The 23,025-nt window shown below is 72.2% G+C and carries 19 protein-coding genes, 1 tRNA gene and 2 pseudogenes; 12 read left to right on the top strand and 10 right to left on the bottom strand.

All coding sequences use genetic code 11. The features are described from left to right. Window positions 1–295: 295 nt before the first annotated feature. On the bottom strand, window positions 296–3,052 hold the full coding sequence (locus tag ACYVJE_RS00290; RefSeq protein WP_461142744.1) for a glycoside hydrolase family 3 C-terminal domain-containing protein: 2,757 nt from the start codon (window positions 3,050–3,052) through the stop codon (window positions 296–298). Window positions 3,053–3,164: 112 nt separating this feature from the next. Between ACYVJE_RS00290 and ACYVJE_RS00295 the strand changes: the two genes are divergently transcribed. The 4 genes from ACYVJE_RS00295 (at window position 3,165) to ACYVJE_RS00310 (ending at window position 7,575) form a co-directional block, all read left to right on the top strand. Further along, entirely contained in the window at window positions 3,165–4,343 is a 1,179-nt protein-coding gene (locus ACYVJE_RS00295) for an ROK family protein (protein ID WP_461142745.1), read from the top strand. Between the two features lie 148 nt (window positions 4,344–4,491). After that, complete coding sequence (gene gndA / locus ACYVJE_RS00300; RefSeq protein WP_461142746.1) at window positions 4,492–5,949, top strand: NADP-dependent phosphogluconate dehydrogenase; 1,458 nt, start codon at window positions 4,492–4,494, stop codon at window positions 5,947–5,949. Window positions 5,950–6,089: 140 nt separating this feature from the next. Continuing rightward, on the top strand, window positions 6,090–7,454 hold the full coding sequence (locus tag ACYVJE_RS00305) for an OFA family MFS transporter (RefSeq protein WP_461142747.1): 1,365 nt from the start codon (window positions 6,090–6,092) through the stop codon (window positions 7,452–7,454). Then, window positions 7,447–7,575: an MFS transporter small subunit gene (locus ACYVJE_RS00310; protein ID WP_461142748.1), complete on the top strand. Its 129-nt coding sequence runs from the start codon at window positions 7,447–7,449 to the stop codon at window positions 7,573–7,575. The genes ACYVJE_RS00305 and ACYVJE_RS00310 overlap by 8 nt, the downstream gene beginning before the upstream one ends. A gap of 86 nt (window positions 7,576–7,661) precedes the next feature. Here the strand turns inward: ACYVJE_RS00310 and ACYVJE_RS00315 are convergent, their stop codons facing one another. Continuing rightward, window positions 7,662–8,426 (bottom strand): FadR/GntR family transcriptional regulator, encoded by a 765-nt coding sequence (locus tag ACYVJE_RS00315; RefSeq protein WP_461143139.1) that lies wholly within the window; start codon window positions 8,424–8,426, stop codon window positions 7,662–7,664. A gap of 274 nt (window positions 8,427–8,700) precedes the next feature. On the opposite strand from ACYVJE_RS00315, the gene ACYVJE_RS00320 reads away from it, so the two are divergent. The 4 genes and pseudogenes from ACYVJE_RS00320 to ACYVJE_RS00335 form a co-directional block, all read left to right on the top strand. Continuing rightward, entirely contained in the window at window positions 8,701–9,225 is a 525-nt protein-coding gene (locus tag ACYVJE_RS00320; protein WP_461142749.1) for a gluconokinase, read from the top strand. Between the two features lie 66 nt (window positions 9,226–9,291). Then, window positions 9,292–10,677, top strand: coding sequence for a GntP family permease (locus ACYVJE_RS00325; protein ID WP_461142750.1), 1,386 nt, complete (start codon window positions 9,292–9,294; stop codon window positions 10,675–10,677). 327 nt (window positions 10,678–11,004) lie between these two features. After that, window positions 11,005–11,304: a hypothetical protein gene (locus ACYVJE_RS00330; RefSeq protein ID WP_461142751.1), complete on the top strand. Its 300-nt coding sequence runs from the start codon at window positions 11,005–11,007 to the stop codon at window positions 11,302–11,304. Then, window positions 11,301–11,659 (top strand): annotated as a pseudogene (locus tag ACYVJE_RS00335) (DUF2637 domain-containing protein); the annotation flags it as partial. The gene ACYVJE_RS00330 and the pseudogene ACYVJE_RS00335, both read left to right, overlap by 4 nt. Before the next feature lie 276 nt (window positions 11,660–11,935). Here the strand turns inward: ACYVJE_RS00335 and ACYVJE_RS00340 are convergent. Further along, window positions 11,936–12,526, bottom strand: a complete 591-nt coding sequence (locus ACYVJE_RS00340) for a TetR/AcrR family transcriptional regulator (protein ID WP_461142752.1) — start codon at window positions 12,524–12,526, stop codon at window positions 11,936–11,938. 190 nt (window positions 12,527–12,716) lie between these two features. Between ACYVJE_RS00340 and ACYVJE_RS00345 the strand changes: the two genes are divergently transcribed. Then, window positions 12,717–13,571 carry an SDR family oxidoreductase gene (locus ACYVJE_RS00345; RefSeq protein ID WP_461142753.1) on the top strand — a complete coding sequence of 285 codons (855 nt, stop codon included), beginning with the start codon at window positions 12,717–12,719 and terminating at the stop codon, window positions 13,569–13,571. Between the two features lie 198 nt (window positions 13,572–13,769). Then, window positions 13,770–13,939: pseudogene (locus tag ACYVJE_RS00350) on the top strand (IS701 family transposase); the annotation flags it as partial. 107 nt (window positions 13,940–14,046) lie between these two features. Here ACYVJE_RS00350 and ACYVJE_RS00355 read toward each other — a convergent pair. Together ACYVJE_RS00355 and ACYVJE_RS00360 are read right to left on the bottom strand one after the other, a co-directional pair. Then, window positions 14,047–14,217, bottom strand: coding sequence for a hypothetical protein (locus ACYVJE_RS00355; protein WP_461143163.1), 171 nt, complete (start codon window positions 14,215–14,217; stop codon window positions 14,047–14,049). Between the two features lie 178 nt (window positions 14,218–14,395). Continuing rightward, a tRNA-Ala gene (locus ACYVJE_RS00360) sits at window positions 14,396–14,467 on the bottom strand. 244 nt (window positions 14,468–14,711) lie between these two features. Here ACYVJE_RS00360 and ACYVJE_RS00365 point away from each other — a divergent pair. Next, window positions 14,712–16,052 carry a phenylacetate--CoA ligase family protein gene (locus tag ACYVJE_RS00365; RefSeq protein WP_461142754.1) on the top strand — a complete coding sequence of 447 codons (1,341 nt, stop codon included), beginning with the start codon at window positions 14,712–14,714 and terminating at the stop codon, window positions 16,050–16,052. A gap of 317 nt (window positions 16,053–16,369) precedes the next feature. Here the strand turns inward: ACYVJE_RS00365 and ACYVJE_RS00370 are convergent, their stop codons facing one another. The 4 genes from ACYVJE_RS00370 to ACYVJE_RS00385 all read right to left on the bottom strand — a co-directional run bounded on the left by ACYVJE_RS00370 (window position 16,370) and on the right by ACYVJE_RS00385 (window position 20,304). Continuing rightward, window positions 16,370–17,707: an NAD(P)/FAD-dependent oxidoreductase gene (locus ACYVJE_RS00370; protein WP_461142755.1), complete on the bottom strand. Its 1,338-nt coding sequence runs from the start codon at window positions 17,705–17,707 to the stop codon at window positions 16,370–16,372. Further along, window positions 17,700–17,936, bottom strand: a complete 237-nt coding sequence (locus tag ACYVJE_RS00375; protein WP_459158520.1) for a DUF6158 family protein — start codon at window positions 17,934–17,936, stop codon at window positions 17,700–17,702. Before ACYVJE_RS00375 ends, ACYVJE_RS00370 begins: the two co-directional genes overlap by 8 nt. Window positions 17,937–18,077: 141 nt before the next feature. Then, complete coding sequence (locus ACYVJE_RS00380) at window positions 18,078–19,325, bottom strand: MFS transporter (RefSeq protein ID WP_459158519.1); 1,248 nt, start codon at window positions 19,323–19,325, stop codon at window positions 18,078–18,080. Between the two features lie 148 nt (window positions 19,326–19,473). Next, window positions 19,474–20,304 carry a GNAT family N-acetyltransferase gene (locus ACYVJE_RS00385; RefSeq protein ID WP_461142756.1) on the bottom strand — a complete coding sequence of 277 codons (831 nt, stop codon included), beginning with the start codon at window positions 20,302–20,304 and terminating at the stop codon, window positions 19,474–19,476. 228 nt (window positions 20,305–20,532) lie between these two features. Here ACYVJE_RS00385 and ACYVJE_RS00390 point away from each other — a divergent pair, with 228 nt between their 5' ends. After that, complete coding sequence (locus ACYVJE_RS00390; protein ID WP_461142757.1) at window positions 20,533–22,473, top strand: UvrD-helicase domain-containing protein; 1,941 nt, start codon at window positions 20,533–20,535, stop codon at window positions 22,471–22,473. Between the two features lie 111 nt (window positions 22,474–22,584). Here the strand turns inward: ACYVJE_RS00390 and ACYVJE_RS00395 are convergent, their stop codons facing one another. After that, window positions 22,585–22,959, bottom strand: coding sequence for a hypothetical protein (locus ACYVJE_RS00395; RefSeq protein ID WP_459158516.1), 375 nt, complete (start codon window positions 22,957–22,959; stop codon window positions 22,585–22,587). Between the last annotated feature and the right edge of the window lie 66 nt (window positions 22,960–23,025).

Consider the following 23,025-nt stretch of genomic DNA (forward strand, 5'->3'; position numbering starts at 1 on the left):
AACGTCCCCGTTCTCGCCGCGGTTCCGGCTCGCTCCGGGATCGCGGATCGCCTCCCTCGCCGTCGTCCGATATACCGGACGACGAACGAAATTCCGGCGAGGAAGCTACTGAAGAAGTGGAGTGCGGTCAATCACTTCGGAGGTCGCGAATCGGTCACCGCCGCCGGGCCGCCTGCACCAGCAGGGCTCTCGGCGGCGACCGGTCCGCCGCTGCGCACCGCAGCGACCCGGATGCCGCGCGGCCCGGTGAGGTGGGACCGCGCGGCACCGTTCAGCGGAGGCGTGCCCGCCGTGTTCACGAGCCGTTGCCGACGTGCACGGCGAAGGACGTCCGCTGCGTCTGACCGCGGTGTTCGACGGTCGCGGTCACCGTGGCGACCCCGGCCGAGCGGGCGCGCACACCGTTGTCGTCGACCTGCACCACCTCGGGGCGGTTGGACTCGTAGCTGATGCGCATCCCCGGTGGCAGTGGTGCGGCGGTGCCTTCGGCGTCGTGACCGCGGCGGGTGCCGTCCGACATCGCCACCGTCGGGCGCGGGTCGATGTCGGTTCCCGGCGCGTACATCACGCGGGAGGCGTTGCTGCCGTCCGGGTCACCGGCGGCCTGCGGTGTCACGGACAGGGACTGCGGTTTCGGTACGAGCTCGCCGATGACGTCCACGCGCTGCTGGTCGGCCACGTCCGCGCTGGAGCTGCCGAGCTGCAGCGCGTAGGCGTCGTCGACGGTGTAGCGGTTCTGCTGCTCGTCGAAGAAGGCCAGCTCGCGCACGGGCACGCGGAAGGTGACCTCGGTGCTCTCGCCCGGTTTCAGCCGCACCTTCTGGAAATCGGCCAGGCGCTTGTCCGGACGCGGGTCCTCCCCGCCCCGCTGCTGCGAAATCCCGTCCCGCTGCTGCGAACTCCCGCCCCGCTGCTGCGAACTCGAGTACAGCTGCACGACGTCGGAGCCGGCGGTGTCCGAGCGGTTGGTGATCGTGGCCCGCGCGGTCACGGCCCCGTTGGCGTCGACGCTGCCGCGCTCGACGCGCAGCTCGCCGTAGTCGAAGTCGCCGTAGCTCAGGCCGTGCCCGAAGGCGTAGGACGGATCGCCCCGGAAGTACCGGTACGTGCGGCCGGGATCGCCCTCGTGCGGCCTGATGTCGTAGTCGCCGAGTTCGCCCAGCTGCTCGTCGCCGCGGTACCAGGTGAACGGCAGGTGCCCGCTCGGGTTGTGCTCACCGGTGAGCACGTCGGCGAGGGCCTGGCCCTTGCGCTGCCCGTTGTAGGAGCTCCACAGGATGGCGGGCACGTCGTCGGCGAAGCGCGTCACGTCGACCGCGCCGACGGTTTCCAGGTACACCGCGGTGTTCGGGTTGCTGTGCGCGACGCCTTCGATCAGGTCGGTCTGCGGTTCGGGCAGTTGCAGCGTCCCGCGGTCCTTCTCCTCCTCGGCGTGGTCGTCGTCGGTGCCCGCGTAGACCAGGGCCGTGTCGTAGTTCGCGGCCTTGCGGATCGAGTCGGCGTTGGCCTTGGTGGGATCCTCCGGATCAGTGCCGGGCAGGAAGTCCACGGTGGCTTGCGGGTTGATCCGCTTGATCGCCCGCTTGACCCCTTCGAAGCCGTTGACGTTGTTGGCCCGGCCCGACGGCCCCTGCTCGCTGGAGTAACCGCCCAGGTACATCTGCTCCGGGTTGGCGTAGTCGCCGACGACCGCGACGCGGAAGGGGCCGCTGCGCGGCACGTCGAGCGGCAGGACCTTCTCGCCGTCGGCCGCGGGGTCGTTCTGCAGCAGCACGAGGGATTCGCTGCCGGCGCGCCGGGCGAGGTCGAGCCGCTCGTCGGTCTGCGTGACGGCCTCGTTCGCCTCGGAGTTCTCCCAGCTGCCGCGCGGGACGCGTTCCCGCGCCCGCTGCACCCACGGGTTGTTCGCGTCGGAGTCGAACTCGCCCAGCCGGATGCGGGTGGTGAACATCCGCACCAGCGAGGCGTCCAGGAAGTGCTCGGTGTAGGCACCGTTCGAGGTTCGCGTGCCCCGCTCCGCGGCAGTGGGCAGCGTGTTGCCGTAGTGGTGCTCGTCGTGCAGGCCCTGGTTGCAGTTCAGGTCCACCCCGGCCGCGTTGGCGTAGGCGTTGCGCTCCACCGGCCCGACGGGCTCGTCACGACCCGGCGGCTGCCAGTGGTGCCCGTGCTGCATCTCGCGGGCCGAGTCGCAGTCGGTCGTGAAGAACCCGCGGAACCCGAACGTCTTGCGCGCGAGCGTGTCGACCAGGTGCGTGCTGGCCGTGGCCGGCACGCCGTTGACCCGGTTGTAGGCGGTCATGATCGAGCCCGGCTGGGTGCGGTCGAGGACCGCCTCGAAGGGCTTGGCGTAGTACTGCCGCAGCGTGCTCTCGTCCATGTCGGACGATCCGGTGGTGCGGTTGTACTCGCTGTTGTTCGCGGCGAAGTGCTTGATGGTGGTGCTGGTCTTGAGGTACCCGCCGCTGTCCGGCCGCAGCTCGCCGTTGCGGTCCTTGCCCTCCATCCCGTTGACGTACTGCGCGGCCAGTGCCGCGGTGAGTTTCGGGTCCTCGCCGTAGGTCTCGTCGTTGCGACCCCACCGCGGATCGCGGCCGAGGTTGACCGTCGGCGAGTAGAAGTTGAGGTCGAGGCGGTTGTCCCGCACCACTTCCCGGGCCTCGCTGGAGACCTGGTCGGCCACCTCGTGCACGAGCTCCGGGTCCCAGGTCGCGCCCATGGACAGGCTCGTCGGGTAGGACGTGGTGTTGACCAGGTCCGGCGGGTCGTCGCCGTCGTTGGTCTGCTCCCGCGAGACCCCGTGGATGGCCTCGTTCCACCACCCGTAGGCCTTGACGTCCAGGCGCGGGATCGCCGGGGCCTGGCTGGAGGTGAGCTGCTGGGCCTTCTCCTCGACGGTCATGCGGGAGACGAGGTCGGCCGCGCGTTCGGCCGGGGCGTAGGACGGGTCGCGGTAGACGGGTGGTTCGGCCGCCGCTGTCGAGGCGGTCGTTCCGAGGCAGGCAGCGGACAGGCTCAGCGCCGTGGCGAGCAGGAACGGTCGTTTCCGAGTCATCGCATCGGCCTCCGTCAAATATGATTTTAAAGAGGGAAAAACAAAATGCCCGCTCCGTCAACCCCGCTCCATCGGCGATACTGGTCGGGGATCCCGCCGAAACGAGGAACCAGTGACTGCTTCGACCACGCCCGGTCGCGCCCCGGCCGGCCTGCGCCGCCACAACCTGCGCACGATCCTGCAGCAGCTCCACCTGCACGGGCCCACGAGCCGCGCGGACCTGTGCGAGGTCACCGGACTGACCCGCAGCGCCGTGGCCGACCTCGTCGCCGAACTCGCCGAGCGCGGCCTGGCCGCAGAAGGCGAAGCGGCGGGTCCGCAGGGCGGCCGCGGCCGCCCGCCCCGGATCGTCTCCCCGCGCGACGACAGCGCCCAGGTGCTGGCCGTGGCGATCGAGGTGGACACGATCCGCATCAGCCGCGTCGGATTCGGCGGCGCGCTGCTCGACGAGGAGCACGTGCCGCACGACCGGGAACCCGGCGCACCCGCGCGCAGCCTCACCCAGATCACCGAGCTCATCGCCGACCGCACGCGCCGGGCCGACGATAAGCCGATCGCACTCGGCGTCGCCGTGCCCGGCCTCGTGCGCAGTGCCGACGGTCAGGTCATGCACGCGCCCAACCTGGACTGGCACGACCTGAGCCTCGGCGCGGAGCTGCGCCGGTCCGCCGCGCTGCCACTGCCGATCGCCATCGGCAACGAAGCCCGGTTGGCCGCGCTGGCCGAACAGCGCCGCGGCGCGGGGCGCGACTGCGGCGAACTCGTCTACGTCTCCGCCGAAGTCGGCGTCGGCGGCGGCATCATCACCCGCGACCGGGTGCTGACCGGGCACACCGGCTACGCCGGCGAGATCGGGCACATGATCACCGACCCCGGCGGGCGGCGGTGCCGCTGCGGCGGGCGCGGGTGCTGGGAAACCGAGATCGGCGCGGACGCGCTGCTGCGCCACGCCGGCGTGCACGACCCGCAGGACCGGCACGCGGCGCTGAACGACCTGCTCGCCCGCGCCGCCACCGACACCGACGCCGTCGAGGCGCTGCGCGCGCTGTGCACGCCCACCGCCAAGGGACTGGCCAACCTGGCCAACATCCTCAACCCGGAGCGCGTCATCCTCGGCGGACTGCTCGCCCCGCTGCTGCAGCACGCCCGCGCGGACCTGGAAACCGCGCTGGCCGAGTTCCGCGGCCCGGACGTGCCGCTGCAGCTGTGCCCGGCGGAACTGGGCGGGCACGGCGGCCTGCTGGGCGCGGCCGAAGCTGCCGTCAACCAGTACCTGACCCAGTTCGACTGATCACCGCGCGGATAGCCGCACCACGCCCTAGCCCGGCAGAATGACCCCGCCGCTCGGCCCGGGACGCGCCGCGGCATGCGCGCGCGGTGCACAACCGGTGTACTCGCGCGGAACGGCACGTCTCGTCGACACGACCGAAGGTGAGCTGATGGGTTCCCCCTCGAACGCGGAGCAGGCGCAGATCGGCGTGACCGGTCTCGCGGTGATGGGCCGCAACCTCGCCCGCAACTTCGCCCGCAACGGCTACGCGGTGGCCCTGCACAACCGCACCTCCGCGCGCACCCGCGCGCTGGTGGACGAATTCGGCCACGAGGGGCGGTTCGTGCCCAGCGAATCCCCCGAGGAGTGCGTGGCCGCGCTGCAGCGCCCGCGGCGGCTCGTCACCATGGTCCAGGCAGGCCCCGCCACGGACGCGGTGATCACCGAGTTCGCCTCGCACATGGACGAAGGCGACATCATCATCGACGCGGGCAACGCGCACTTCGCCGACACGATCCGCCGCGAACGGGCGCTGCGGGAGCGCGGCATCCACTTCGTCGGCACCGGGGTGTCCGGCGGTGAGGAGGGGGCGCTGCACGGCCCGAGCATCATGCCGGGCGGCTCCGCCGAGGCCTGGCAGGCGCTCGGCCCGATGCTGGAGGCGATCGCCGCGCGCGCACCCGACGGCAGCCCGTGCGTCACGCACGTCGGCCCGGACGCGGCGGGGCACTTCGCCAAAATGGTGCACAACGGCATCGAGTACGCCGACATGCAGCTCATCGCCGAGGCCTACGACCTGCTGCGCCGCGGCGCGGGGATGTCCTGCGAACAGATCGCCGAGGTCTTCCGCGGGTGGAACCGGGGCCGGTTGGACTCGTTCCTCGTCGACATCACCGCCGAGGTGCTCGCCCACCGCGATCCCGGCACCGGGGCGCCGTTCGTGGACGTGGTGCTCGACCAGGCCGAGCAGAAGGGCACCGGCCGCTGGACGGTGCGCCAGGCCCTCGACCTCGGCGTGCCGGTGAACAGCATCGCCGAGGCCGTGTTCGCCCGTTCCCTGTCCGGGCACGCGGAGCAGCGCGATGCGGCCCGCGACCTCCCGGGCCCGCAGGCCGCGATGGACGCGGAGACGGCGCGGAACATGGCCGAGGACGTCGAAAAGGCGCTGTACGCGTCGAAGATCGTCGCCTACGCGCAGGGCTTCCACCAGATCGCGGCCGGCAGCACCGAGAACGACTGGAACATCGACCGCGGCCGCATCGCGGCGATCTGGCGCGCCGGCTGCATCATCCGCGCCCGGTTCCTCGACGACATCCGAGCCGCCTTCGACGCCCGGCCGGACCTGCCGAGCCTGCTGGCCGACCCCTCCTTCGCCGCCGCGCTGTCCGACGCGCAGCAGGCCTGGCGCCGCGTGGTGTCCACAGCGGTCACGATCGGCGTTCCCACGCCGGGATTCTCGGCCGCGCTGTCCTACTTCGACAGCCTCCGCTCGAGTGCGCTGCCGGCGGCGCTCACCCAGGCGCAGCGCGACTTCTTCGGCGCGCACACCTACCGCCGCACCGACCGCGACGGGGTCTTCCACACCCGCTGGGCCGAGCAGGGCCGCCCCGAGGAGCGCGTGGGCTGAGGCGACCGCCCCGCCTCGCGCGGTGCTCGGTCACGATCCGGACGCGGTGCGCGGCGACGGGGTTTCCGCCCGAAAGGCGCAATGCCATGCTGCGCCCGCCAGGAGAAGTTGAGGTTTCAACGAGGACGCTGGAGGCACGCATGGCCGTCGGCTTTCTGGAGCGCAGCCGGATCGTGGCGCCCCTGGACTGGAACCGATGGCTCATCCCGCCCGCCGCGCTGTCGGTGCACCTGGCGATCGGCCAGGTCTACGCGTGGAGCGTGTTCAAACCTCCGCTGGAAGGATCGCTCGGGCTGAGCGGTACGCAGAGCGCGCTGCCGTTCCAGCTCGCCATCGTCATGCTCGGGCTGTCGGCCGCCTTCGGCGGGACCGTGGTGGAGCGCAGGGGCCCGCGCTGGGCGATGTTCGTGTCCCTGGTGTGCTTCTCCAGCGGCTTCCTCGTCTCCGCTCTCGGCGCGCTGACCGGGCAGTACTGGCTCGTGGTGCTCGGCTACGGCGCGATCGGCGGCATCGGGCTCGGCATCGGCTACATCTCCCCGGTGTCCACGCTGATGAAGTGGTTCCCGGACCGGCCGGGCATGGCCACCGGCATCGCCATCATGGGCTTCGGCGGCGGCGCGCTGATCGCCTCCCCGTGGTCCAACCAGATGCTGTCGTCCTTCGGCGAGTCCGCGGGCGGGATCGCCGCGAGCTTCGCGGTGCACGGCGTGGTCTACGCGGTGTTCATGGGACTCGGCGCGCTGCTCGTCCGCCTGCCCGCGGAAGGCTGGCGGCCCCGCGGGTGGCACCCCGAGCGCTCCGCCGGCGGGGTGCTCGGAAGCGCCAGCGTCGCGGCGAACACCGCCCTGCGCACACCGCAGTTCTGGCTCGTGTGGGTGGTGCTGTGCTTCAACGTCACCGCGGGCATCGGCATCCTGGAGAAGGCCTCGCCGATGATCACGGACTTCTTCGCGAACACCTCGGCGCCGGTCTCGGCGGCCGCCGCCTCCGGGTTCGTCGCGATGCTGTCGCTGACGAACATGCTCGGCCGGTTCGTCTGGTCGTCCGCCTCCGACGTCGTGGGCCGCAAGAACATCTACCGCCTCTACCTCGGCGGTGGTGCGCTGCTCTACCTGGCGATCGTGCTCAGCGGGGACAGCTCGAAGGCCGTGTTCGTCCTCGCCGCGCTGGTGATCCTGTCCTTCTACGGAGCGGGTTTCTCCACGGTCCCCGCGTACCTGAAGGACCTGTTCGGCACCTACCAGGTCGGCGCGATCCACGGCCGCCTGCTCACCGCGTGGTCGGCGGCCGGGGTGCTCGGGCCGCTGATCGTCAACGCGGTGGCCGACAGCCAGGCAGCGGCCGGCAAGTCCGGTCCGGCGCTGTACGGCACGTCGCTGTCCATCATGATCGGCCTGCTCGTGGTGGGCTTCCTCGCCAACGAGCTGATCCGCCCGGTCCACCCGAAGCACCACCTGCCCGGCGACGAGCGCGCGGAGACCGCGCAGGAGGCCCGCCATGACTGAGCAGCCCCCGACGAAACCCCGCCCCGCCCTGCTGGCGCTCACCTGGCTGTGGGTCGGCCTGCCCTTCGCCTACGGTTTCGCCGAACTCGTGCGCCAGATCGCGCAGCTGTTCACCGGGTGAGGCCGAGGGCGACCGCGTGGCCGCGCACGACGGTGCCGCGGTGACCACTTCTCGGGAAAAGCCCCCGCGGCCGGGGTGCGGCGCGCTCAGCGGTCGTCGGTGCCCGGCTCACCGCCGAAGTCGCCGTCGAGGTCGCCGCTGCGGGTCCCGCCGACTTCGCCGTCGCGGGGGTGCCGCCACACCGGGACCACGGCGTCGCGGACCTCGGCGAGCAGTTCCCGCATCGCGTTCTCGGCGTCGTCGGAGCGCGCGTCGGCGACCGCCTCCGCCACCTGCTCGTGCAGCGCCAGCGCCTGCGACACCGGTTGGTGCGGCATCAGCCCGAGCTGCGTGCGCCCCCGCAGCACCACGGCGACCACGTCGGCCAGCGCCTCGAACATCTCGTTGCCGCTGGCCCGCAACAGCGCGGTGTGGAACTCGACGTCGACCTCGAGGAACTCGTCGAGCTCACCGGCTTCGCCCCGGGCGCGCATCGCCGCCGACAACTCCACCACCCGCGACCGCACCTCGCCGGAGGCGTTGCGCGCGGCGGAGGCCGCGGCCAGCGGCTCCACCGCGATGCGCAGCTCGGTCAGCGAACGCAGCTGGGCGTCGCGCCCCTCGCCCGCGAGCCGCCACCAGATCACGCGCGGGTCGAACACGTTCCAGGACTCCCGGGGCTGCACGGTGATCCCGACCCGCCGCCGCGACGTGACCAGCCCCATCGACTGCAGGATCCGCATGCTCTCCCGCGCCACCGTGCGCGAGACCCCGAAGCGCTCCTCGAGCACGTCGAGCGTCAGCACGTGCCCGGTGGGCAACTGGCCCCCGGTGATCTCCCGGCCGATCGTGTCCAGCACGTCGCTGTGCAGTGCCCCGGGCTTCGCCTCCCCCGCGCCGTTGCCGGCCCCGGCGCTCCGCGGTCCGGCGCTGCTCGCCGATCCGGCCCGCTGCCCGCTCCCCCCGCGTCCGGACCTCGTCACGCTGCTCCCCCGCTCGACGCCTGCTGGTGTCACCTACGCAGATTACCCAGTCCCGCGTGTCTTCCCCGTCACACACTTTGGTGATACCTTTCGCCGCCAAAGGTAATACTTTTAACGGCGCGGGTGCCCGGCACGACGAGCGGGGCAGCGCGGAGGAGGCGGTATGACATCCACGTGCCTGGTGGTGATGGGCGTTTCGGGGTCGGGGAAGAGCACCGTCGCCCAGCTGCTCGCCCACCGCCTCGGATGGCCCCTGGCCGAGGCCGACGAGTTCCACCCCGAGGCCAACATCGACAAGATGGCGGCGGGCCTCCCGCTCACCGACGAGGACCGGATGCCGTGGCTGCGGAGCCTCCGCGACTGGATCGCGCGGCACTCGGCCGAGGCGGTGAGCACGATCGTGACCTGCTCCGCGCTGAAGCGGAGCTACCGCGACGTCCTGCGGCAATCCCGGGCCGACGTCCGGTTCGCGCACCTCGCCGGCTCCGCCGAAACCGTCGGGCGGCGACTCGCGGACCGCTCCGGGCACTTCATGCCCTCCTCGCTGCTGCGCTCGCAGTTCGGCGATCTCGAACCGCTGCACCCGGACGAGGAGGGGGTGACCGTCGACACCGCCCGCACCCCGGAGGACATCGTGCTCCGGACCCTCGCGGCGACCGAGCTCGACCTCCGCCCCGCCGCGCGCTGAGCGGCGCACCGGAACCCCCGCCGCCCGGAAACCCGCCAACCCGGAACACAGCAACGGAGCTCGTGAATGAACATCGATGGCTGGACCCAGACCATGGGGCCGGGACCGCTGCTCGGCATCGCCGCGGCCGCGGTCGCCGTGCTCCTGGTCCTGATCATCAAGCTGCGCGTGCACGCCTTCCTCGCGCTCGTCGCGGTCAGCCTCGGCACCGCGTTCGCCGCCGGGATCCCGGCCGGGCAGATCATCGACACCCTCACCGAGAGCTTCGGGTCCACCCTGGCCAGCGTGGCGCTGCTGGTCGGCCTCGGCGCGATGTTCGGCCGGCTGCTCGAAGTCAGCGGAGGTGCGCAGTCGCTGACCGACGCGCTGCTGAGCAGGTTCGGCGAGCGGCGCGCTCCCCTGGCGCTGGGGATCGCATCGCTGATCTTCGGGTTCCCGATCTTCTTCGACGCGGGCCTGGTCGTGATGCTGCCGATCGTGTTCGCGGTGGCACGCCGGCTCGGCGGCGGCGTGCTGCGCTACGCCCTGCCCACCGCGGGCGCGTTCTCCGTGATGCACGTCTTCGTCCCCCCGCACCCCGGACCGGTCGCCGCCAGCGGCCTGCTGGGCGCCGACGTCGGACTGGTCCTCGCCCTCGCCCTCGTGGTCGTGCTGCCCACCTGGTACGTGACCAGCTACCTCTACGGCATCTGGGCGGGCAGGCGCATCGTGCTGCCGGTTCCGGAACTGCTCAGCGGCGGCAGCCCGGTGCAGCGCGACGAGACCCCTCCCCCGGCGCGGACCGTGGTCTCGCTGCTGCTGCTCCCGCTGCTGCTGATCTTCGCCAACACGGGGCTGAACACCGCCGGCGAAGCGGGCTGGCTCAACTCCGACGCCGGTTGGTTCCAGGTCGCCCGCGCCCTGGGCGACACGTCGGTCGCGCTGCTGATCACCGTCTTCGTCGCGACCTACGTGCTGGGCACCCGCCGGGGACGCAGCCAGGAGATCGTCGAGAAGCTGCTGGACTCCGCGCTCGGACCGGTCTGCGCGATCATCCTGATCACCGGGGCCGGCGGCATGTTCGGCGGTGTGCTGCAGGCCAGCGGCATCGGCGACGCGCTCTCGGACGTCATGTCGAACATCGGCATGCCGGTGATCGTCGCCGCCTACGCGATCGCCGCCGTGCTCCGGATCGCGCAGGGCTCGGCCACCGTGGCGCTGACCACGGCCGCGGGGCTGGTCCAGCCGGTGGTGCTCGCGCACGAGTTCAGCTCGGTGCAGCAGGCCGCGCTGGTGCTGGCGCTGGCGGCCGGGTCGGTCACCGCGGGCCACGTCAACGACTCCGGATTCTGGCTGGTGGGCCGCTTCTTCGAGATGGACGTGAAGACGACGCTGAAGACCTGGACCGTCATGCAGACCACCATCGGTCTGCTGGGCTTCGGCCTCTCCTCCCTGCTGTTCGTCCTCGCCTGACGGGAACCGGACCGAGCCGTCCCAGTCAGTTCCACGCCGCGAGAACGTCCGCTCGCTGCGCCGCACCGCTCGCGAGCGGTGCGGCGCACCGGAGGGACCGCTCCCCCGACCACGGTTGATGCCACCCGTCGACGTCAAAACGGGCCGCCGGAGTGCTCCGGCGGCCCGTTTTCGCTGGTGGAGGTTGCGGGAGCTCACTCGAACACAAAAGCCCAGGTCAGCGCCCTGGAAACACTGCGGACGAAGCTGCCTAACCTGGCTACACCGCCCCACCCGTCACCGAAGCGGGCAAAGCCCGGCCGCACCCGACGCCTCCCCGACGACCGAGTGCAGCAACTGATCGAGGGTTACCAGTCCGGCGCCACAGTCTACGAGCTGGGCGACCAGTTCGGCATCGAGCGCCGCACCGTGTCCACGATCCTGCACCGCCACGGAGTCCCGATGCGCCGCCGCGGCCTGTCCGCCGAGCAGATCGACGACGCCGTCCGTCTCTACAACCAGGGGTGGTCGCTGGCCCGGATCGCCGCACGCATGGATGTCGCCGCGGGCACCGTGCGCCAGCGCCTGCACGAGCGCGGCGTCCCGACCCGCGATAAGGGTCACCCCCGGGCAGGTGACACCCGATGACCAGCACTCCCTCCACATCCAGCCCCGCTCCCGATCGATCGCTGCACCTGCAGTGCGCGTGCACGCTGCTGGTAGCCGTGGGCGCGGCCTACGTCTCCTACCGGCACGGCCGCGAGTTCGCCCTGCGGTTCGGCGCCGACGAGACCACCGCCACCCTCTGGCCGCTCATCGTCGACGGCCTGTTGACGACGGCCACCATCGAACTGTGGAAGGCCGGCCACCCCACCGCGCCACCGGGCGGTGGAAAGCACGGCTGTCGTTCACCCTCGGCATCGGGCTGTCGCTGTGCGCCAACATCGCCTCCGCACCCGAGCTGAACGCCTTCTCCATCGCCGTGGCCGCCTGCCCACCTCTAGGTGCACGAGGCCATGACGTTGGTGACGCCGGTGGAGAGCCGGGACGCTGGTGGCTGATCTCCGGCGGCGGTGTGCGGTCGATGGTAGTTGCAGTGGAGGCGATCCCAAGGGATCACTGCATCACCGCCTGATGGGCTTCAGCGCAAACCTCGGCCGGCGTGCGGAAGTTGAGGAGGGCGCGGGGGCGGTTGTTGAGTTCGGCGGCGTTCTCGTCCAGTACTGCAACGGCACTCGATCGATCCGATGGACGTTCGCCGCACCAGGGCAAGGCGCTGTCATCGTCCGCCAGAAGCGGACTGGTGCCCGCGGATCCCGTCCAGGAGGTAAGTGGTGCGGCGGTCGTAGTCGTCCCGGTGAGGCCGCTTGCCGTGTTTGAGGGCGAGGGCGTTGTCGACGACAAGCGCGTGCAGGTCGCTCGCCGTGAACTCCGGCCGCAGTGCACCGGAGTCCCGCGCGGCTGCGACGAGCTCGTCGTTGACCTCGCTCCCTACTCGGCAGATCTCCATGAGCTGCTGCGAGTGCGGATACGACTGCAACAGGACGTCGTTGACCGCGGGCTGGCGGTACTGGAGGTCGCGGATCGCGGTGAGGTAGTGCGCGATCCGCTCGCCGGCGTCGTCGATCGTCCGCGTGTGATCGATGACGGCGAACAGCTGCGTCGCTACGACCTCTTCGATGACGGCCTCGATGAGGCCGACCCGTCCGCCGAACCGGTTGAAGATCGTGGCCTTGCTCACCCCGGCGGCCTTGGCGACCTCCTCCAGCGGCACCGCCAGGCCCCGCCCCTGGAACGCGCCGATCGCGGCGGACCGGATCTGCTCGGAGTTGCGCCTGGCATCGGCGCGCAGCCGCGGTTCCGATGGCACCGCACCGGTCAAGGTCCTCACCGACTCCCACTGCTGCTCGGCATCGAAATTTGACTCCCTGAGTCAGTTTACCTACTGTCGCTGGCGAGTCGTAAACTGACCCGCACGGTCAACTTATGGCTCCGCCCTCCACCAGGGCGGATGCGGTGCGGGCGGACGGGGTCCGGGCAGACAGGAAGAGGCCACCAGCATGATCGTTGTCACCGGCGCCACCGGCGGGCTCGGCAGCGCCACCGTCGAGCACCTCCTCAAGCGCATACCCGCCGACCAGATCGGCGTCAGCGTCCGCGATACCGCCAAGGCGCAGCACTTCGCCGATCGCGGCGTGCGCGTGCGGCAGGGCTCCTACGAGGATCCGGCTGCGCTGCGCAACTCGTTCGCCGGCGCCGAGCAGGTGCTTCTGGTGTCCGGCAACGACCCGGCGGCCGACCTGGTGAGCTTGCACCGCAATGCCATCGAGGCCGCCGTCGCGGTCGGCGCCCAGCGGATCCTCTACACGAGCCAGCACGCCGCCGTCCCCGGCAACCCGTACCGGCCGTCGGAGACCCACATCGCCACCGAGGCTCTCCTCGCCGAGTCCGGAGTGGCCTGGACCGCGCTGCGCAACGGCGCCTACGGCACCCTGGACCAGGTACTCGGCCCGTGGCAGCGGACCGGCGAGATCGCCCGACCGGAAGACGGCCCCGTCCCGTACACCGACCGTGCGGACGTGGCCGAGGCCACCGCGGCCATCCTCGCCGGTGACCGCTCCTTCGACGGCCCGGTCACCCTCACCGCGCCGACCGCCGTCACCTTCGACGATCTCGCCACGCTCGCCTCCGAGCTGACCGGCCGCACCATCGAACGCACCGTCGTGGACGACGAACAGTGGGTTGCCGACCAGATCACGACAGGAGTCCCCGAGCAGGCGGCCCTGCTCATGCTCTCCTGGTACCAGGCGGCCCGCGCCGGCTACTTCGCGGAAGCCGATCCCCTGCTGGCCGAGCTCCTCGGCCGCGAGCCCCGCAGCGCTGCCGACCGGCTCGCGGCCCACATCGCCGCCTGAAGCGCTTCGTGTCGACCGCCTGATCGTTGACCTGGGCGTACGAGCAGGGACGCATCAGTGGGGCCTGTTGCTGAAACGGCAGTTCGGCGTGTCCTGAAAGGTCGGACGGTGATGATCACCGCCGAAGAGGCTGGCGACCGGCGGGATCGGGTCTATGACCGGACCGCGATCGCCCTCGACACCACCGGACTCCCAGCGGGGTGGGCGCACTGGCTGCTGGTCCGCCGCCAGACCGAGGCGCCGGAGGCAAGACGGTGCGCGAGCTGGCGTTCTACCGCTGCGCCGCACCCGCGAACACCCCGCTGCGAGAGCTTGTTCGGGTCGCCGGGGCGAGGTGGGCGATCGAGGAGTGCTTCCCGACCGCGAAGAAGGGGATCCACAGCCGGTCAGCACCGGCTGATCCCGCTCTCGGCCAACGAGATTCGCCGACTCCTCGCCGCGCTCGTGCTGACCCCGCTGACCTGCGTCGAACAGGTCATGCACTGGTCGAGATGGCGCCGACAACGCCAACAACCCCCACGAGCCGCACCGGCGCTGCACCGAACAGCAGCGCCACCTGCTCAACCAGGCGATCTTCCACAACATCTACATCGAGGATGAGGAGGTCACCGACCACGATCTCCAGGAACCGTTCGGTCAGCTCCATGCCATCCAGCAGACGCAACGATCAACGCGAGACGCACAGCACACCATGCCCGCCGTTTCGGACCCCCGAGACAGCAAAAGAGCCACCCGCCAAGCGGGTGGCCCGTCCTCGCCTTCCGGCGTCGCGGTACCACTCCAGGGCCTTCAGTCAGGCACGTGTTCTAGTAGTACCTCTAAGGTGGAGCTGAGGGGATTCGAACCCCTGACCCTCTGACTGCCAGTCAGATGCGCTACCACTGCGCCACAGCCCCGTGTTCTCCTGTTGGCAACCTCGGGATTTCCCGGGCTTTCCGCCCCGGCCCCTCCGTTGCCTGCGCTGAACACTCTACACGACCTTCACGGACCACTTCACGGGGGGCCGCGCAACCCGTCTCCCCTGGAAACGGACCTGAAACGGTGTTCGTTCCCCGAAAGTCCGAACACCACGCCGATCCGCCCCGCAGACCGCTCACCCGGACCTACCGCGCGGCGCCGCGAGCTGCTACACCATGAAGCGTGTCCGTGACTCAACGCGTTCCTCCCCAGCTGGTCGCGCCCGAGGTGGAGGGGGCGGACCCGGAAAGACGGCGAGCCAACCAGCAACGCCGCCTGCGCCGGCTCATCGACCGGCTGCTGCACGCGGACGGCGTGCAGGGCCGGCGGCTGCGGGAGGCGGGCGTGTCCGCGGGGGCGGACGTGACGCTCGACGACCTGCCCCGGCTGCCCTTCACCACCAAGCAGGACTTCGCCGACCACTACCCGTTCGGGCTCCGCACGGCGGAGGAGGACGAGATCGTGTGCGTGCACGGTTCCTCCGGCACCACCGGTCGCCCGACGCTCGTGCCGTACACCACGCACGACATCGACGTGTGGGCCGAGGTCATGGCCCGCGCGCTCGGCGGAGCCGGGGCCACCCGCCGCAGCCTGGTGCACTGCGCCTACGGCTACGGCCTGTTCACCGGCGGTCTCGGGGTGCACCACGGCGTGGTGCGGCTCGGCGGCACCGTGCTGCCGGCCTCCAGCGGGGCGACCGACCGGCAGCTGCGGCTGCTGCTGGACCTCGCCCCGGACGTGCTGTGCTGCACCCCGTCGTACGCCATCTACCTCGGGGAGGCGTTCCGCTCGACCGGCATCACGCCCGACCAGCTCTCGCTGCGCTGCGGCGTGTTCGGCGCGGAGCTGTGGACCGAGGAGATGCGCGCGGAGATCGAGGAGCTGCTCGGGCTGCGGGCGCTGAACATCTACGGCCTCACCGAGGTCATCGGCCCGGGGGTGGCCTGCGAATCCCTCGACTCGGAGGGCATGCTCAACATCGCCGAGGACCACTTCTACCCCGAGGTGGTCGACGCCGCCGGCACTCCCCTGCCGGACGGCATGCCCGGCGAGCTCGTGTTCACCACGCTCACCAAGACCGGCACCCCGCTGCTGCGCTACCGCACCGGGGACACCGCCTCGCTGCACCCGCCGGCACCGGACTCGCCGCGCACGCTGCGGCGCATGGGGCGCGTGCTCGGGCGCACCGACGACATGCTCATCATCCGCGGGGTCAACGTCTACCCCGTGGAGATCGAGCAGGTGCTGCTGGCCGACCCGCGCGTGGCCCCGCACTACCTGCTCGTGGAGGACCGGCGCGACCGCTCGCGGCCGGAGCTGCGCATCGGGGTCGAGGTGCACCACGCGGGGCAGGACACCGAGCACCTGGAGCAGGAGCTGGTCACCGCGCTGCGCGGCCGGCTCGGCTTCAGCTGCGCGGTGCGGGCCTTCCCGCCCCACCACATCCCCCGCAACGAAGCGGGCAAGACGGTCAGGTTGGTGCGGTGGCACCACGGCCCTCCCCCGCTGCCGGGCCTGGAGTGACCCGGGCCTGGAGTGACGCGGCCTGCCGCCGACCTGCGCCGCGGCCACCGGCCTGCCGCCTGGTGGCACCGGCCTGCCACCGGTCTGCACCGGCTGCCGGCCCGCGTCCGGTGCGCCCCTCCCCTCGCCGGCCGCGGCGGGGGCTCCCGCTCCGACCTGCGACCGGGCCCTCCGGAACGCCGCTCCTGCGTCGGAGTGAACCGACGAGGGGAGCGGCACTTCCGCGATCCCCTTCCCGAGCCCGCGATCAGTGTTTTGCGCATTCCTCGCGAAATGTGCAAAACTCGTCCGGGTGAGGTCGTTGCCAGCGCGGCTCCCTACCCGGCCTGCTCCTTGGGCTTGGGCAGGCCGCGGGTGTTCGCCGCCTTGACGAACTCGGCGCGCGGGTGGTGCAGCTCGCCGAGCGCCACCACCTGCCGCCGCAGCGGCAGCTCCATCAGCCAGTCGCCGAGGATGCGGCCTTTCAACGACCACGTGGGCATCTTGGCCAGGTGGTAGACCCGGTGCAGCAGCCACGCGGGCAGCCCCTTGAGCTTCACGCCGTAGACCTCGGCCGCGCCCTGGTACAGCCCCAACCCGGCCACGGAGCCGGCGTGCTTGTGCTTGTACACCTGCATCGGCTCGTCGCGCAGCGCGGCCAGCAGGTTGTCCGCGAGCACGCGTGCCTCCCGCACGGCGTGCTGCGCCGAGGGCCCCAGCGTGGCGTCCGGATCCTTGCTGGTCAGGTCGGGCACGGCGGCGCAGTCGCCGGCGGCGAACACGTTGTCGGTGCCGCGCACCTGCAGCGTCGGCAGGCACTGCACGCGCCCCGCGCCGTCCCGCGGCAGGTCGCTGTCCTCGAGCATCGGGTGCGCCTTCACGCCCGCGGTCCACACGATCGTGTCGGTCTCGAACTCGTCGCCATCGGAGAGCTGGGCGTGGCCGTCGGTGAAGGACTTCGCCGTGGTCCCCAGCTTCACCTCGATGCCGCGCTCTTCGAGCCGGCGGCGGGTGTAGTCGCCCATGGCGCGGCTGACCTCGGGCATGATGCGGTCCATCGCCTCGATGAGCACCCAGCGCATGTCCCGCTGCCGCAGCTGCGGGTAGTACTCGATCGCGTGGCGGGCCATGCATTCCAGTTCGGCCATGGCCTCGATGCCCGCGTACCCGCCGCCGACGAAGGTGAAGGTCAGCAGTCGGCGCCGCAGCTTCTCGTCGGCGGTGCTCGCCGCGATGTCCAGCCGCGACATCACGTGGTTGCGCAGGTAGATCGCCTCGCCGATGGTCTTGAAGCCCACGCCCTGCTCGGCCAGTCCGGGGATCGGCAGCGCGCGGGAGATCGAACCGGGCACGACGACGAGGTAGTCGTAGCCGATCTGCTCCTCCGTGCCGTCGGCCAGCGTCGCGCTGATGCGCCGGTGCTCCTGGTCGATGCCGCCGACCTGCGCGGTGAGCACCTCGCACCGGGGCAGGGCCGCGCGCAGCGGGACGACGACGTGCCGCGGTTCGAGCGAGCCCGCCGCCGCCTCGGGCAGGAACGGCTGGTACGTCATGTGCGGCTGCGTGTCGACCACGGTCACGCGCGCCTCCTGCGGCCGGATCCTCTCCTGCAGCCGCAGGGCGAGGGTCAATCCGACGTGCCCACCGCCGATGACGACGATGCGCGGTTCAGACATGGTGCGCCTCCCTCGCGCCGGTACGGGTACGTCGCGGATCGACATCCCGGTCCGGGTGCCGCCGCAGGTACTCCTGCTCCAGCTCGAACGTGCGGGCGGTGTGCTCCCGCAGCGCGTCGTCGGAGCCGTGCAGGAACGTGTCGTTGCGCGTGTGGTGCAGGTGCCGCAGCTCGCGCAGCAGTTCGCCCTCGTCGAGTGCGTGACCGGGCACTCCGCTGTTCGTGGTCATGTCGTCCTCCAGCGCTGGCCGGCCTGGCTGGTGTGGCGACGCCGGGTCCGCACGACCCCGGCGCTGCAGCAGGACTACCCGGAGATCGCGGTGCGGGAAACCCGTGATCTCGGCTTTTCGGTCGCGGCGCGCGGGCGGCGGTCAGCCCGCCTGCTTCTCGCGGGTCTCGGGAGCGCCCACCCACGCGGCGAAGGCCAGCACGGCGGCGAGACCGGTGGCGGCGAACGCCAGCTGGAACGACAGGGCCTCGGCGATCGCGCCGGCCACGAGCGGTCCGAGGATCGCCCCGAGGTCGGCCGACATCTGGAAGCCCGCCAGCACCGGCCCGCCCCTGCTCCTGTTCCCGACGACGTCGGCCACGGCGGCGTTCTGCGCCGGGTTGAGCAGACCGGCGCCGATGCCGGCGACCAGCGAGGCGAGCATGAACCACGCGATCGTGCCGCTGAGCCCCAGCGCCACGCTGCCCGCGGCGGACACGGCCAGCCCGAGCAGCACGAGGGGCTTGCGCCCGCAGGAGTCGGACAGCCGGCCGGACACGAGCAGCACCGCCGCGTTGCCCGCGGCGAACACGGAGAGCGCCACCCCGGACAGCGAGCGGTCGACGTGCAGCACTTCGACGACGAACAGCGGGATGAGCGACATGCGCACGCCGAAGACGGCCCAGCCGTTGCTGAAGTTGGACAGCAGCGCGGCGCGGTAGCTGCGGCGGCGCAGGGCGCTGCGCACGCTCATGGTGGTTTCCTCGCCGCCGGTGTCGGGGGCGGCGAGCTGGGAGCGGCGCAGCATCAGCCAGCCGATGAGGGTGGCCAGCGCCAGCGCGACCGCGTAGGAGACGAACGGGAGCCGCAGCGAGAACCCGACGAGCGCACCACCGACGATCGGACCGCTGATGTTGCCGAGCAGGAAGCTCGTCGCCCACATGCCGGAGGCGCGGCCGCGCAGGTGCGGCGGGGCCAGCCGCACGAGCAGGGCGACGCCGGAGACGGTGAACATCGTCGAGCCGATGCCGCCGAGACCGCGGAACAGCAGCAGCTGCCAGTACGCCCCGGCGACGGCGCAGGCCGCCGTGCTCAGGCCGACGATGCCGATGCCCCACAGGTAGACGGGGCGTTCGCCGAAGAGGCCCACGAGCCGGCCGCTGGCCGGGGCGAAGGCCAGGCGCATGAAGGCGAAACCGCTGATGACCACGGACGCGGCGGTGACGCCGACGTTGAAGCTGGTGGCGAAGGCGGGCAGGGCGGGGGCGATGATGCCGGTGCCGACGGCGATGATGAAGTTGCCGAGGACGAGGATCCAGATCTCCCGGGGCATCCGCTCCGCGGCGGGGTTCGCCGGCTCGGTCCCGGTGTCGTCGCCGGAGTGCGCCGGTGCACCTGCGGACCCGCCCACGCTGACCTCCTTCGCTCGGGAGCGGTTCAGGCAAGCACGCCGGCGGCCACCACCCCAAGACGCGCGTGCCGATGTTCACAACACCGCCGCGCGCCGGCGGATTCCATCCGGTGCCGGATTCCCGCGCAGCGGCCGACCCGCGGACTCCCTACAGCAGTTCGTCGATGCCGCGGGCGTAAGTCGTCACCGGGTAGACGGCTTCGAAGCCGCACTTCTCGGCGAAGCGCTCGGCCGCCCCGCCCTCCTCGCTGTGCGCGGCGACGAGCAGGGCACCGCGGTCGCGCAGCGCCTGCACCGCCTCCCGCGCCAGGGCCTGCCCGAACCCGCGGCGCCGGCGCCCCGGGCGCACGTGCAGCTGCTCGACGAGCCCCACCCCGCGGTGGACGAAGCCCTGGGCGAACCCCGCGACCCGCTGCTCGCCGGTGTCGGTGGTCTCGGCGATGACGCGCAGCACGCAGTTCCCGTCGTCCACCCGGTGGCCGAGGTTGCGCTGCAGGCGCTGCTCGGCGGTGGCCGACAGCCCCTCCTCGTCGGCGAGGAGTTCGACCACTCCGGGCAGGTCGTCACCGGTGCAGGCGCGGGTGTGCTCGGTACCTGCCTGCTCGACGCGGTGCAGCAGCGCCACGCCCTCCTCGACCGCCCGCCAGCCCGTGTCGTCGGCGATGCCGTCGATCTCGGCGACCGTCGTCGGCGAGGCGTAGACGACGGCCTCGGCGCGCCCCGCCTCGGCGAAGACCTGCTCCAGCTCCAGCAGCGTGTTGCCGACCTCGGCGAGGGTGCCCCACAGCCCGCAGGCGTGGTTGGCCTGCGGCAGCGGGTTGTCCTGGTTGAGCACGACCGCCGCCGCCCCCACCCGGGTCCGCGTGCCGTAGCGCACCACGGCCGAGGCCATCCGGGTGTTCTCCACCAGGCCCGCCAGGTCGCGCGCTTGCCGCGGGCTCAGCAGCGCCTCGTCGTCCGGATCGTGCAATGGGTCCACCCGACCATTCTGAGGGCACGATCGGCGGCCGGTGCACTCGCCCGGTCGGGCCTTTCCGCGAGCACGGGGGGTGATCCACCGCACGTTTCCATCCACATCGGACGGTTTCACTCGGATGCCGCGCCGTTCCTGCGACGTCCGGGTGATCCACCCGGCTACCCCTCGAAAAAGCTCCGCACAGCAGTAAAGTCGGCACCGCGCGTGCCCGCGACGCTACAGGGAGGCACCGTGTCCGGACGTTCCCGCGAGCACCGGCGAGACAGGCACTCCACCGGACCGCCGCTGCCGAGCTGGCAGCGCCCCGTCGCCGAGCGCTTCCGCCTGGCGCACGCCGAGGGCTGGTACGCGCTGCTGCACGCGCTCGCCCCGGACACCCCGCCCCACCGGCCGGACGCGGTGCTCGTCGGCCCGCGCGGCGTCCTCGTCGTCCTGCTGCGCGCCGAGCCCCCCGCGGCGGAGCACGCCCGCGGCGCGTTCCGGTGGACCGCGGAACTGCTCGCCAACGCGCGCACCGCCACCGGGCCGGTGGCCGACACCGCCCTGCGGACCACCGCCGTGCACCCCGGCGAACACCCGGTGCCCGCCCCCGCCGACTTCCAGCTGCTCGACGCCCGGGCCGCCGGTGACCTCCTCCACCGCGGCGACGTCGTGCTCACCCCGGACGACGCGCGTGCGCTCGCGCACCACCTCGCCGGCCACACCCTCGACCTCGAACCGCACGGCTGGACCGCGCGCACCCTCCCGCAGCAGCGCAACCGCACCGATCCCGCCGGCACCGCGGCACCGGCCGAACACCCCGGTGACGACGCGGCGGGCCGGGACTGGCGGCTCTTCCCCGACGAGGAGCAGGCCGGCATCGTGCGGCGGCGCTACGCGGGACCGGCGCGGCTCGCCGGCCCGCCCGGCACCGGCAAGACGGTGCTCGCGCTGCACCGTCTTGCGCACCACGCGCGCCGCGTCGACGGCGCGCTGCTGTTCACCGCGCACACCTCCACCGCGTCGCGGGCGGCGCGGGACCGCTTCCGCCGCCTGGCACCGCAGGTGGAGCACCGCGTCGAGTTCGTCCACCTGCACGGCTGGGCCAAGCACCTCCTGCACGCGCGCGGCGAGCCCGCGGAGGTGGACGAGGACGCGGTGCGCCGGGCGCTGCAGGCCGCCTGGCGCGATCCCCGCACCGAACCGCTGCGGCGGTTCCGGCCGCGCCAGGCGTACTGGCGCGACGAGATCGACCGGGTCATCAAGGGCCGCGGGATCGCGGACGCCACCGCCTACCGCCACGTCCCCCGCACCGGCCCGGGCCGGCTCCCGGCCCGGCTGCACGACGCGGTCTGGCACTTCTACCAGGCCTACGAGCGGGAACTGGCCGCACGCGGTGCGCTCGACCACAACGACGTCCTCGCCCGCGCGCTCGCACAGCTGCAACGGCACCCGCTGTCGCGCCCGTACGCGATGGCCGTGGTCGACGACGTGCAGGACCTGACCCCGCTGGGGCTGCGCCTGGTGCACGCGATCAGCGGCGACGGGCCGAACCAGCTGCTGCTCGTCGGCGACGGGCAGCAGCAGATCCACTCCGGCGGCTGGTGCCTGGCCGACGCGGGCGTTCCGCTGCGCGGCCGCCACGAGGTGCTGCGGTGGAACTACCGCAACCGCGAAGCCCTCGCCGCCGACGCCCGGAGGATCGACGCGGGCAACCGCTTCGACGACGTGCACACCGCGTCCGCAGCTCCGGCCGTCCCGCTGTCCGGGGGCGGGCAGGTCGTCGAGTGGTCCGGGGGCGCCGAGCACCAGCAGCAGGCGCTGCTCGACGGGCTGGCCGAACTCACCGCACGAGCGCACTCGGGCACGCGGCCGGCGTGGGCGAACGCGGCGGTGCTCACGCGGACCAACGCGACCGCGCGCCGGTGGAAGGACGCGCTGCGCGCCGCGGGCTACCCCGTGGCCTGGGTGGACGAGTGGCGCGGCGACCGCGCGGCGCAGGTGTTCGTCGGCACGGTGCACCGGGCGGCGCACGCCGAGTTCCGCGCGGTGTTCCTCCCGGACGATCCGGAGGTCCCGCCGCCCGAGCACCCGGAGGAGCACGACCAGGAGCGGCGGCTCCGCCTCGTCGCCCGCAGCAGAGCGGCCGACTTCCTCTGGGCGGGGACGATCACCGACGCGGCGTCCGGCTGAGGGACTCCGCGGAACGGCTGGTGCCGCGAGCCGGCTCGGGGTTCCGCGGGCTCCCAGCCGACCCCGGCCCGCTCGCCCGGACAGCGGACGTCGGGCAACCAGCCGGTGCGCTCACCGGCGCGGGCGCTGCGGCGAACGCGGCGGCCGGTTCTGCGTCCCGCGCTGCGCCGTGCCCGGGGAAGAAGTGCTCCGCGTCCGGTCCGAGCCGGGGCGCGCGCCCGCACCGCCGCGGGGGCGCTCCCGCGAGCCGCCGGGCGGGGGTGGCGTGCCCTCGCGCCGGGACGGGCGCTCCTCCGGGAACGGCCGGTTCGCCCAGGAGTCGAACAGCAGCAGCAGCGCGACCATGACGAGGGCCACGAAGCCGAGCACCCACGTGCCCAGCATGGCCAGCACGATCGCGATGATCACCCCGGGAACGGCCGCCAGCCAGCAGAACGGGTCGATGCGCCCGAACGTCTTGAGCGGCCTCACCCCGCCACGCGGCATCGACGAGCTCCTTCCCCTCCGTCGGGGGCCGGTGCCGGCCACCCCGACCCGCGATCCGCCAGCATG

Source organism: Salinifilum aidingensis (genome assembly GCF_054782015.1).